This window comes from Streptomyces sp. MB09-01, assembly GCF_033794505.1.
Lineage (GTDB): Bacteria > Actinomycetota > Actinomycetes > Streptomycetales > Streptomycetaceae > Streptomyces.
In genome coordinates, this window is the sequence record NZ_JARAYQ010000264.1 from 1 (window position 1) to 11332 (window position 11332).

An 11332-nucleotide genomic window follows, 5' to 3' on the forward strand; every position below is an offset into this window, starting at 1 on the left:
CCGGGGACCCCCGCCCGCCCCAGCGCTGACGACACGCCTCCGGACCCGCAGGCTCACGGGGACCGCGCCCGCTCCCACGGCGGCGCGGTCCCCGCACGCTGCCCGTGCGTCCGCTCCCGCCGTGTCCGGGGAATGAGACGGGGCAACGAGTGGTTGAAGGGGAAACCGTTTTGTCCCGCGACCCCGGAGAGAAGAAGGATCATGCGCGTCGAGATCTGGAGCGACATCGCCTGCCCCTGGTGCTACGTCGGAAAGGCCCGTTTCGCGAAGGGGCTGGCCGAGTTCGCGCACCGTGACGAGGTGGAGGTCGTGTTCCGGTCCTTCGAGCTCGACCCGGGCAGCGCCAAGGGGGTCACCGCTCCCGTCGTGGAGATGCTCGCCAAGAAGTACGGCCGCACCCTCGACGAAGCGCGCGGCATGGAGGAGCACGTCGCGGCCAGCGCCCGCGCCGAGGGGCTGGAGTACCGGACCGACGGCCGCGACCACGGCAACACCTTCGACATCCACCGGCTGCTGCACCTGGCCGGCGCCCGCGGCCGGCAGGAGGAGCTGCTCGACCTCGCCTACCGGGCCAACTTCGGCGAGGAGCGCTCCGTCTTCGACCCCGAGGTGCTGGTGGCGCTCGCCGTCGAGGCCGGGCTGGACGAGGCCGAGGCGCGGGCCGTGCTCGCCGACGGCTCGGCCTACGCCGCCGAAGTCCGGGCCGACGAGCGCGAGGCCGCGGAGCTGGGCGCGAACGCCGTGCCGTTCTTCGTCCTCGACCGCCGCTACGGCATCTCCGGCGGGCAGCCTGCCGAGGTGTTCACCCGGGCCCTGGAGCAGGCATGGGCCGGGCGGGAGATCGAGGAGCCGGCCTCCGGGGCCGGGGCGTGCGAGCCCGACGGGGCCTGCGCCGTCCCGCAGGTATAAGGATGACTTGGAGGGGGCACAGGTAACTCGGCAATGGACTTTGGGTCGTTCCTGTCGCAGAGTTGAGGGCATGGATCTTCTCGCCGAAGCAACCCGTGCCGAATTCGCCCACTCCACCGCCTATCTCAACACCGCCAACTGCGGGGTGCTCCCGCGTTCCGCCGTCGCGGCCGTACGGGAACTGGCCGACGCGGCGGGGGCCGGCGTCCCCGCCGGCTTCGGCGACTTCGACCGCGTGAACCGCTCCCGGGCCGCCTTCGCACGCCTCGTCGGGGTGGACGCCGAGCGGGTGGCCGTCGGCTCGGCCGTCTCCACCCACGTCGGCCTCGTCGCGGCGTCGCTCCCGCCCGGCGCGGAAGTCCTGTGCCCGGAGGGTGAATTCGCCTCCGTGATCAACCCCTTCGTGGTGCGGGGCGACCTCAAGGTCCGCTTCGCGCCGCTGGAATCCCTCGCCGAGGCCGTCGGCCCGGACACCGCCCTGGTCTCGCTGAGCGCCGTACAGTCCGCGGACGGGCGGACGGCCGACCTGCCGGCGGTGCGCGCGGCGACGACGGCGCACGGGGCCCGGATGCTCGTGGACGCGTCCCAGGCGGTGGGCTGGTCGCCCTTCGACGCCTCGCCCTACGACTACACGGTCACCGTCGGGTACAAATGGCTGCTCGCCGTCCGCGGGGCCTCGTTCCTGACCGTGTCGCAGGAGGCCCAGTCCACCCTGACCCCGCTGCACGCCGGCTGGGTGGCGGCCGAGTCCATGTGGGACGCCATCTACGGGCCGATGCCGCAACTGGCCCACGGAGCGCGACGGTTCGACGAGTCCCCGGCCTTCCTCGCCTACCACGCGGCCGAGGCCTCGCTGGCCCTGATCGAGCGGATCGGCATCGACGCCATCCACGCCCACGACACCGCCCTCGCCGCCCGCTACCGGGCCGGGCTCGCCCGCCTCGGCCACGAGCCCGTGCCCGGCGGGGCCGCCATCGTCTCGGTGCCGGGCCTCGCGGACCGGCAGCCGGCCCTGCACGCGGCCGGCATCGCCACCTCGGCCCGCGCCGGCGCCCTGCGGGCCTCGTTCCACCTCTACAGCACGGAGGCGGACGTGGACCGGCTGCTGGACGTCCTCTCCTCGTCCTGAGGCGGACGGCGCGCACGTGCGGGGCGCACGTACAGTGCCGCCATGAGTGATGTGCTGCACGTGAAGGGGCGGGTGCTGGTCGGGCCCGACGAGGTCCGCGACGAGCTCTGGGTGGTCGGCGGGCGGGTCTCCTACGAACGCCCGCCCGGGGCCCGCGAGGTCACCACGGTGACCGGCTGGGCGCTGCCGGGGCTGGTCGACGCGCACTGCCACGTGGGCCTGGACGCCCACGGCCCGGTCGACGCCGCGACCGCCGAGCGCCAGGCCCTCACCGACCGGGACGCCGGCACCCTCCTCATCCGCGACGCCGGATCACCCTCCGACACCCGCTGGATAGACGACCGCGAGGACCTGCCGAAGATCATCCGGGCCGGCCGGCACATCGCGCGCACCCGCCGCTACATCCGCAACTACGCGCACGAGATCGAGCCGTCCGACCTGGTCGAGTACGTCGGCCGCGAGGCGCTGCGCGGCGACGGCTGGGTGAAGCTCGTCGGCGACTGGATCGACCGCGACGCCGGGGACCTGGCGGCCTGCTGGCCGCGCGCCGAGGTCGAGGCGGCCATCGCCGAGGCGCACCGGCTGGGAGCCCGCGTCACCGCGCACTGCTTCGCCGAGGACTCGCTGCGCGATCTGGTCGAGGCGGGCATCGACTGCATCGAGCACGCCACCGGCCTCACCGAGGACACCATTCCGCTGTTCGCGGAGCGCGGGGTCGCGATCGTCCCGACCCTCGTGAACATCGCGACGTTCCCAAAGATGGCGGCGGGCGGCGAGGCGAAGTTCCCGCGCTGGTCGGCGCACATGCGGCGGCTCCACGAGCGTCGGTACGACACCGTACGGGCCGCCTACGACGCGGGCATCGCCGTCTACGTGGGCACGGACGCCGGGGGTTCGCTGCCGCACGGCCTGGTCGCGGCGGAGGTGGAGGAACTGGTGAAGGCCGGGATCCCGCCGCTGGACGCCCTGTCGGCGACGGCCTGGGCGGCGCGCGAGTGGCTCGGCAGGCCCGGTCTCACGGAGGGGGCGCCGGCGGACCTCGTGGTCTACGGCGCCGACCCGCGGGCCGACGTGCGCGCGCTGGCGCAGCCGCTGCGGGTCGTCGTGAACGGCGAGGTCAGGGCCTGAGCCCCGCGGCGGCGCCCTGTTGACGCCGCGTGACATCGGGGACCCGTCGGTCGTTGGAGAAGGCCGCACGGGCCGGCCGTCCGTGAAAGGAGGGAACTCGCGTTCCTCCTGAGGCGCCGTAAATCGAGTACACGCGCGGAAACCACCCTTTGGGGTGAACTCACGTCAGGTTGCCGCCCGTTCACTCACAGTGAGTAAAGATTCCGGGGTCGAGGCCGTCGGCGCGCGCAATGTCCCCCATTGGCGGCGCGACGGCACCCATCTCCCCGGGGGTTCCACACCTTGAACAGCAACACCTTCCGCATGCCCGCCGCCGTCCTGCTCGCCACGGGAGCGATGGCCCTGCTCACCGCCCCGCCCGCCGTTGCCACGGGAGGCGGCGGAGCCGGGGCGGGCGGCGAGGGCAAGGCCGGCGCCGTGGTCCTGCGCGCAGGACTGGACGTGGGCCTGCTCAACAAGACCGTGGACGTACCGCTGAAGGCGACCCTCAACGAGGTCAGCGCACCGGAGACGGCCGAGAAGACCGCGCTGACCGTCACCCTGGACGGGGTCGAGGGGAACAGGCCGGTCAGCGTCCTGCGCGCCGACGTGGCCACGTCCAAGGCGAACGCGGACAAGAACCGGGCCGAGGCGGAGGCCAACCTCGCCAAGGCCTCGGTGCACGTGCCCGGGCTGCCGCTGCTCTCCCTCGTCGAAGTGGAGAAGGTCACGTCCAAGGCCGTGTGCGAGGCGGGCAAGAAGCCGGTGGCCAGCGCGAACGTCCTCGGGAAGGTGACGGCGCTCGGCAAGAAGGTCACCCTGTCGGCGGGCGGCCCCACCAAGCTGGAGGTCCCGGGCGTGGGCGTGGTCGACCTGGAGCTGTCCGGTACGCAGACCACCTCCACCACGGCCGCCGCGGCCGCGCTCCGCCTGAAGGTGTCGGTGAACCCGCTGAACCTGAACGTGGCGCAGGTGGAGGGCGAGATCGTGCTCGCCGAGGCGCACTGCGAGACCCCGGCGGGCCCGGCGCCCTCGTCGGCCCCGCCGGCGGCCGACCCGGACGTCAAGCCGCAGACCGGGACGGGGACCGGCTCCGGCATCGCCTCCGGTGTCACCACCGACGCCAACCTGGCCGAGACCGGCGGCGGTTCACTGACCCCCTACGTCGCGGGCGGGGCGCTGTTCCTGCTCGGCATCGGCGGGGTCGCGCTCCTGGTGACCCGCCGGGGCAGGGCCTCGTAGGACCACCGGACCCGGACCCGCCCGGGCCGCCGCCCGAAGAGCACACGGAGGGGAATGCTCAACGGGTGGCGTGCCGCTCGGGGAGGGTCGTGCTGCTCAGAGAAGGTCGCGCCGCTCACCGGGTGGCGTGCCGCTCGGGTAAGTCCGCGCCGCTCAGCGGGTGGCGTGCTCCAGCCCCTGCCCGCCCGCGCCGCGCGACAGCACGGCCTCGGTGACCTGCCGGTCGATCCGGGCGTACTCGCTCCGCTTCGCCGCGGGCAGGGAGGTGTCGGACGCCGCGCAGGAGGCGCACACGACACGGAACGGCGGCCCCATGTCCGAGTACTGCGTGAGGTACTCGGCCTTCACCACCTCCCAGCGGCCGGGGTGGGCCGCCGCCGGGGCGAAGGTGAAGCGGGGGACCGAGGACTGGTTGCCGCGCAGTTTGTCGGCCGGTACGAAGCTGGCGACCTGGTCGCCCATCCCGAAGACCACCCACGTGCCGTTGATCTTCTCGTAGGGCTGCGGTACGTGGTTGTGCGTGCCGATGATCAGATCGATGTCGGGGAGGCCGTCGGCCGCGCGGGAGGCGGTCAGCGCCTGCGCCAGTTCCTTCTGCTGCGCGTCGGGCGCCGTCTGCCACTCGGTGCCCCAGTGGACGCTGAGCACCACCACGTTCGCGCCGCCGGCCCGGGCGGCGCGGGCGTCGGCGATGATCCGGTCCTTGTCGATCAGGTTCACGGCCCACGGCTTGTCCTGGGGGAGCGGGATGCCGTTCGTGCCGTACGTGTACGAGAGCTGGGCGACCTGCGCGCCGCCGGCCGCGAGCCGGGCCGGGGCCTTGGCCTCCTCCGCGCTGCGGGCCGAGCCGACGTGCGGGATGCCCACCCGGTCGAGGTGCTCCAGGGTGCGGGCGAGGCCCTCGTAGCCGTCGTCGAGGGTGTGGTTCGAGGCGGTGGAACAGCCGTCGTACCCGGCGTCCTTGAGGGCGTCCGCCAGCTGGTGCGGTGCCTTGAAGGTGGGATAGCCCGTGTAGGGGCCGCCGGGCCGCCCGTACGGTATCTCGTGGTGGCATATCGCCAGGTCGGCGGCGGAGACCAGGGGTTTGACCCCGGCGAGTATCTTCCGGAAGTCGTACTCCCCGGCCTTGCCGGCATCGTCCGCCGACCGCTGGACGATCGAGGGGTACGGGATGATGTCGCCGGTCGCCACCAGGGTGAACTGTCTCCCGGAGCCGGCGCCGCCCTCCGGCGGGGCGGACGTGGCCCGGTCCGGCAGGCCCCGGAGCCGCTGTTCCGTTCCGGGCGCCGCGCCTCGGTCGAACAGCTGCGGCACGGCGTAGACACAGCCGCCCACGACCGCCAGCCCGGCCAGCGCCGCGGATATCTTGGCGGATGCCTTCATTTCCGACCCCCCGATGTCCTGCACCGATGCGGGGATCCTGACCCGGCCCCCGCCCCCGGGCCATAGTAGGGGGGCCGATCGGGTGGCAGCGCCACCGGATTGCGGGAAGGTGCGCAGGTCAGGAGGGGTTTCGGGCCGGAGGAGGCCTCCGCAGGGGCGCGCCCGGCGGCGGCCGTCAGCGGGCGGTCAGGGCGAGGGCGTGGTCCAGGGCCTGGAGCAGCCGGCCCGTCGTCGCCCGGTCGCGGACCGCCAGCCTCAGCCAGGAGCGGTCCAGCCCCGGGAAGGTGTCCCCGCGGCGGACGGCGAAACCGAGGGCGCGCAGCCGGGTGCGGACCTCCGCGGCCCGTGCCACCTGGATCAGCACGAACGGCCCTTCCGCCACCCCCACGACAGTCACCTCGTCGAACTCTGTGAGTCCGGCCAGCAGATGGGCCCGGTCCACCGCGATCCGCCGCGCCGCCTCCTCCGCCTCGGCCAGCGCCGCCGGAGCCAGACAGGCCTCGGCCGCCACCAGGGCCGGTGTCGACACCGGCCACAGCGGCTGGGCGGCCGCCAGCTTCGCGATCACCTCCGGCTCGGCCAGCACGTAGCCGATCCGCAGCCCCGCCAGCCCCCAGGTCTTCGTCAGGCTCCGCAGCACCACCAGCCCCGGCAGGTCCATCCGCCCGGCCAGGGCCTCCCGCTCGCCCGGGACGGCGTCCATGAAGGCCTCGTCCACCACCAGGATCCGGCCCGGGCGGGCCAGCGCGGCCAGCGCCGCCGCGGGGTGCAGGACGGACGTCGGGTTGGTCGGATTGCCGATCACCACCAGGTCGGCGTCCTCGGGCACCGCCGCCGGGTCCAGCCGGAACCCGTCCTCCGCCCGCAGCACCACCCGTTCCACCCGGTGGCCCGCGTCGCGCAGGGCCGCCTCCGGCTCGGTGAACTGCGGATGCACCACCACCGGCCGTACGGCGCCCAGCGCCCGCGCGATCAGGACGAAGGCCTCCGCGGCCCCCGCCGTCAGCAGCACCCGCTCGACCGGCAGCCCGTGCCGGGCCGCCACCGCCGCGCGGGCCGCACGGCCGTCGGGGTAGGCGGCGAGATCCGCGAGGGAGGCGGCGATCCGCTGCTTGAGCCAGGCCGGCGGGGTGTCCGCCCGTACGTTGACCGCGAGGTCCACCAGCGCGGAGCCCGCGTCGATCACCTCGGCATCACCGTGGTGGCGCAGGTCGTGCGCCTGTGCGGTGGCCACCGCACAGGTGGCCGCCACCGACCGGCGCTTGGGCACGAGGAGTTCCCCGCCCGCCGCGAGGGCCGCGGCCTCCGCAACCGAGGGGGTCCCGGCGGCGGTGCGCGCCGCCTCGGAGGGGTGCGGCACGGCGATCGCGGCCAGCTGGTGTGCGGGGTAGCCGACGAGGGGTACGCCGAAACGTTCCGCCGCGCCCGCGATCCCCGCCTCGCCCACCTTCGACTCCACCGTCGCCAGGGCCGTGACCGCCTCCGCGGTCAGCCCGGCCCCCCGCAGCGTCTCCTCGATCAGGGCGCAGACCTCCGCGACGGAGACCCCCGCGCGCCCGCCGACCCCGACCACCAGATGCGTCGCGTAGTCGCCCACCGGGAGTCCTCCCTCCGTAGTCACAGTCACAGTCACTCTCACCGACACCGACACCGACACCGACACCTACACCTACACCGACACCTACACCGCCACCGTCACCGCCGCAGCCACCGGTCCGCCACCCGCACACGTCACCGGAACCGGCAGGTCGTCAACACTCCGATGCCCGCCACCCGCGCGCAAACGTGCGCGCGACGCGAGGAGTCTGTATTCAGGGGCACATGGCCGTGATCGTGGCGTTGGGTGCGTTCCTGATGACCCTGGCGGGCGGATGGACGGCGCAGCGCGTCACCGACCGCCGCCACCTCGTGCTGGGCCTGGCCGGCGGCCTGATGCTCGGCGTCGTCGGCCTCGACCTGCTCCCGGAGTCCATCCACGCGGCGGGCGACGAGGTGTTCGGCGTCCCCCTCGCCCTGTTGCTCTTCGTGGCCGGATTCCTCGTCGCCCACGTCGTGGAGCGGCTCCTGGCGGTCCGCCAGGCCGCGCACGGCGCCGAGGACGGCGCCCGCGTCCCTCAGGTCGGGCTCACCGCGGCCGCGGCGATGGTCGGCCACAGCCTCGCCGACGGCGTGGCCCTGGGCGCGGCCTTCCAGGTCGGCGGGGGGATGGGCGTGGCCGTGGCGCTGGCCGTCATCACCCACGACTTCGCCGACGGGTTCAACACGTACACGCTCACGAGCCTCTACGGGAACGACCGCCGCAAGGCCCTGATGATGCTCTTCGCGGACGCCGTCGCCCCGGTCGTGGGCGCGGCGTCCACTCTGCTGTTCACCCTTCCGGAGGAACCCCTCGGCGCGTACCTCGGATTCTTCGGCGGCGTCCTGCTCTACCTCGCGGCCGCCGAGATCCTGCCCGAGGCCCACCACAAGCACCCCGCCCTGTCCACGCTGATGTGCACGGTGGGCGGGGTGGCCGGGATCTGGCTCGTGGTGGGCATCGCGGACTGATCTCACGGCCGGGCCGCCGCCGCCTCGACGAAGCGCAGCGCGACGGACGGCTCCGCCGCCCAGTGCGTGTGCAGGTAGCTGGCGTGCACACCCTGCTGCACGAAGCCCTCGACACGGCGTTCGGGGTGCGTGAACCCCCACGCCGGCGCGGCACCGGCGCCCGGCTCGATCACCGTCCGGTGGAACTCGTGCCCGCGCAGCCGGGTGCCGTTGGCGGCGAGCGCGCTGTCCGACACCGCGACCGCCTCGCGGTAGCCGAGGGTGAGCCGCTCCGACATGCGGGCGTCGGCGTCGAGCACGCCGCACATGGGCTTGCCGTCCAGCGACCGGGCGAGGTACAGCAGCCCGGCGCACTCGGCGGCCACCGGGCCGCCGGCCTCGGCGAACCGGGCCACGGCCGCGCGGAGCGGTTCGTTGGCGGACAGCTCCGGCGCGTACACCTCGGGGAAGCCGCCGCCGATCACCAGGCCGGCGGTTCCCTCGGGCAGCGCCTCGTCCCTGAGCGGGTCGAATGTGACCACGTCCGCCCCTGCTGCCGTGAGCAGCTCCGCGTGCTCGGCGTACGAGAACGTGAACGCGGCCCCGCCCGCCACTGCGACCACCGGTCGTCGGCTGGGACTCTGCCCCGGACCCCGCCCTGCGGCGCCGTTGCCGGAGGCGCTGCCCCCGGATCCCCGCGCCTCAAACGCCGGCGAGGCTGGGTTGTGCGGCGACTGAGGCGCGTGGTCCGGGGCGGAGCCCCAGCGCGCCGGCGCAGTCGACGGAGACCAGGCCTCGCAGTCCATCGCCGGGGCCGTGCGGGCCAGCGCCATCAGGGCGTCCAGGTCGCAGCCCTGGCGGACCTGCGCGGCCAGCGCCGCCACCGCGGCCAGCGCATCCGCGCGCCGCTCGGCCACCGGCACCAGGCCCAGGTGGCGCGAGGGCGTGGCCACCTGCGGAGCCCGCCGCAGGACGCCGAGCACCGGCATCCCCGCCTCCTCCAGGGCCTCCCGCAGCATCACCTCGTGCCGGTCGGAGCCGACCTTGTTGAGGATCACGCCCCCCAGCCGCACCTGCGGGTCGAAGGAAGCGAAGCCGTGGACGAGCGCCGCCACCGATCGCGACTGCGAGGAGGCGTCGACCACCAGCACCACCGGCGCCCGCAGCAACTTCGCGACCTGCGCCGTCGACGCCAGCTCGCCCCGGCCCGCCGCCCCGTCGTAGAGCCCCATCACGCCCTCGACCACGGCGAGGTCGCACCCGGCCGCCGCGTGTGCGAACAGCGGAGCGACCAGCTCCGGCCCGCACATGAAGGCGTCCAGGTTGCGCCCCGGCCGGCCGGTGGCCAGCGCGTGGTAGCCGGGGTCGATGTAGTCGGGCCCGGCCTTGTGCGGGGACACGGCGAGGCCGCGCTCCGAGAAGGCCGCCATCAGGCCCGTGGCGACGGTGGTCTTGCCGCTGCCCGACGAGGGCGCGGCGATGACCAGCCGGGGAACGTGGAACGAGGTCACCACTCGATGCCCTTCTGGCCCTTCTGGCCGGTGTCCATCGGGTGCTTGACCTTGGTCATCTCGGTGACGAGGTCCGCGAACTCCACCAGCTTCTCCGGCGCGTTGCGGCCGGTGATCACCACGTGCTGCGTACCGGGACGGTTGCGCAGCACCTCGATGACCTCGTCGACGTCGATCCAGCCCCAGTGCATCGGGTACGCGAACTCGTCGAGCACGTACAGCTTGTGCGTCTCGGCGGCCAGATCCCGCTTGACCTGCTCCCAGCCCTCCTTGGCCGCCTGCTCGTTGTCGAGCTGCGCGTCCCGCTGGACCCAGGACCAGCCCTCGCCCATCTTGTGCCAGGCGACCGCGCCGCCCTCGCCCGAGGCGCCGAGCACCTTGAGCGCGTTCTCCTCGCCGACCTTCCACTTCGCCGACTTGACGAACTGGAACACCCCGATCGACCAGCCCTGGTTCCAGGCGCGCAGGGCCAGCCCGAAGGCCGCCGTGGACTTGCCCTTGCCGGGGCCGGTGTGCACGAAGACGAGCGGGCGGTTGCGGCGCTGGCGCGTCGTGAGTCCGTCGTCCGGAACGACGGACGGCTGTCCCTGAGGCATTACGCGGCCCTCCTGTTGCTGTCGGATGTCACTGCGGTACGTACGTTCTTCACGAGCCCGGCCAGCGAGTCGGCCCGCAGCCCGTCGAGCGTGACGGCGGGGCCGCCGAGGTCCGCGGCCAGCACGCCGGCCAGCCCCAGCCGGACCGGCCCGGCTTCGCAGTCCACGACCACCGAGGCGACCCCTCCGGCCTGCAGCAGCCGCGCGCTGCGTCCCGCGAGTTCCCGCGGGGTGCTGTCCGTCCGGCCCGCGGCGGTCCCGGCCGAGGTGGCCCGGCCGTCGGTGACGACCACGAGCAGCGGCCGGCGCGAGGGGTCCCGCAGCCGCTCGATCCGCAGTACCTCGTGGGCCTTCAGCAGTCCGGCGGCCAGCGGGGTGCGACCGCCGGTCGGCAGCTGCTCCAGCCGGGCCGCGGCCGCGTCCACCGAGGAGGTCGGGGGCAGCGCCAGCTCGGCGGTGGCCCCCCGGAAGGTGATCAGGCCGACCTTGTCCCGGCGCTGGTAGGCGTCCAGGAGCAGCGACAGCACGGCGCCCTTGACCGCGCTCATCCGCTGCCGGGCGGCCATGGAGCCGGAGGCGTCGACGAGGAAGAGGACGAGGTTGCCCTCGCGGCCCTCCCGGGTGGCCTGGCGCAGGTCGTCCTTGCGGATGACCAGCCCGCGCCCGTCCCGGCCGCGGGCCCGCTGGTGCGGGGCGGCCGCGTGCACGGTGGCCATCAGGTGCAGCTTCGTCAGGTGGCCCCGGGGGCGCTGGGCGCCGGTGGTCCGGCCGTGCGCGGTACGGGCGCGCGAACGCCGCCCGGCCGCGCCCTCGCCGAGCCCCGGCACGCTCAGCATCTTCGTCCGGAACGGCTCGGCGGCCCGTACGGCGGCCTGCTCGGGGCCGCCGGCATCCCGGGCGGACGGCTGCGGGGACTCGGGGGCGTCCGA

General features: G+C 74.3%; 10 protein-coding genes. 5 read left to right on the forward strand and 5 right to left on the reverse strand.

Annotated features, from left to right (window positions below; translation table 11 throughout):
• The first annotated feature begins 201 nt into the window (after nucleotides 1-201).
• From PV721_RS35705 to PV721_RS35720, 4 genes are all read left to right on the forward strand, one after another.
• Complete coding sequence (locus PV721_RS35705) at nucleotides 202-909, forward strand: DsbA family oxidoreductase (RefSeq protein WP_319731795.1); 708 nt, start codon at nucleotides 202-204, stop codon at nucleotides 907-909.
• Nucleotides 910-979: 70 nt separating this feature from the next.
• Nucleotides 980-2038: an aminotransferase class V-fold PLP-dependent enzyme gene (locus tag PV721_RS35710; protein ID WP_319731796.1), complete on the forward strand. Its 1059-nt coding sequence runs from the start codon at nucleotides 980-982 to the stop codon at nucleotides 2036-2038.
• Nucleotides 2039-2080: 42 nt separating this feature from the next.
• Nucleotides 2081-3166 (forward strand): amidohydrolase family protein, encoded by a 1086-nt coding sequence (locus PV721_RS35715; protein ID WP_319731797.1) that lies wholly within the window; start codon nucleotides 2081-2083, stop codon nucleotides 3164-3166.
• Nucleotides 3167-3448: 282 nt separating this feature from the next.
• Nucleotides 3449-4387, forward strand: coding sequence for an SCO1860 family LAETG-anchored protein (locus PV721_RS35720; protein WP_319731798.1), 939 nt, complete (start codon nucleotides 3449-3451; stop codon nucleotides 4385-4387).
• 153 nt (nucleotides 4388-4540) lie between these two features.
• On the opposite strand, the gene PV721_RS35725 is transcribed toward PV721_RS35720, so the two are convergent.
• Together PV721_RS35725 and cobC are read right to left on the reverse strand one after the other, a co-directional pair.
• Nucleotides 4541-5770, reverse strand: a complete 1230-nt coding sequence (locus tag PV721_RS35725; protein WP_319731799.1) for a CapA family protein — start codon at nucleotides 5768-5770, stop codon at nucleotides 4541-4543.
• A 175-nt stretch (nucleotides 5771-5945) separates the two neighbouring features.
• The gene (gene cobC, locus PV721_RS35730) at nucleotides 5946-7367 is read right to left on the reverse strand and encodes an Rv2231c family pyridoxal phosphate-dependent protein CobC (RefSeq protein ID WP_319731800.1); all 1422 of its coding nucleotides are present in this window, start codon (nucleotides 7365-7367) and stop codon (nucleotides 5946-5948) included.
• A 224-nt stretch (nucleotides 7368-7591) separates the two neighbouring features.
• On the opposite strand from cobC, the gene PV721_RS35735 reads away from it, so the two are divergent.
• A complete protein-coding gene (locus PV721_RS35735) occupies nucleotides 7592-8317 on the forward strand; it encodes a ZIP family metal transporter (RefSeq protein WP_319731801.1) in 726 nt (241 codons plus the stop codon).
• A 2-nt stretch (nucleotides 8318-8319) separates the two neighbouring features.
• On the opposite strand, the gene PV721_RS35740 is transcribed toward PV721_RS35735, so the two are convergent.
• From PV721_RS35740 to PV721_RS35750, 3 genes are all read right to left on the reverse strand, one after another.
• Complete coding sequence (locus PV721_RS35740) at nucleotides 8320-9810, reverse strand: cobyrinate a,c-diamide synthase (RefSeq protein WP_319731802.1); 1491 nt, start codon at nucleotides 9808-9810, stop codon at nucleotides 8320-8322.
• Nucleotides 9804-10403 (reverse strand): cob(I)yrinic acid a,c-diamide adenosyltransferase, encoded by a 600-nt coding sequence (gene cobO / locus PV721_RS35745; RefSeq protein ID WP_319731803.1) that lies wholly within the window; start codon nucleotides 10401-10403, stop codon nucleotides 9804-9806. Before cobO ends, PV721_RS35740 begins: the two co-directional genes overlap by 7 nt.
• A partial coding sequence (locus PV721_RS35750) for a VWA domain-containing protein (RefSeq protein WP_319731806.1) occupies nucleotides 10403-11332 on the reverse strand: 930 nt, incomplete at its 5' end. The genes cobO and PV721_RS35750, both read right to left, overlap by 1 nt.

Excerpts from the sequence above, each read along its gene's own strand:
- PV721_RS35705 (WP_319731795.1), top strand. The coding sequence starts at position 202 with ATGCGCGTCGAGATCTGGAGCGACATCGCCTGCCCCTGGTGCTACGTC.
- PV721_RS35710 (WP_319731796.1), top strand. The coding sequence starts at position 980 with ATGGATCTTCTCGCCGAAGCAACCCGTGCCGAATTCGCCCACTCCACC.
- PV721_RS35715 (WP_319731797.1), top strand. The coding sequence starts at position 2,081 with ATGAGTGATGTGCTGCACGTGAAGGGGCGGGTGCTGGTCGGGCCCGAC.
- PV721_RS35725 (WP_319731799.1), bottom strand. The coding sequence starts at position 5,770 with ATGAAGGCATCCGCCAAGATATCCGCGGCGCTGGCCGGGCTGGCGGTC.
- PV721_RS35735 (WP_319731801.1), top strand. The coding sequence starts at position 7,592 with ATGGCCGTGATCGTGGCGTTGGGTGCGTTCCTGATGACCCTGGCGGGC.
- cobO (WP_319731803.1), bottom strand. The coding sequence starts at position 10,403 with ATGCCTCAGGGACAGCCGTCCGTCGTTCCGGACGACGGACTCACGACG.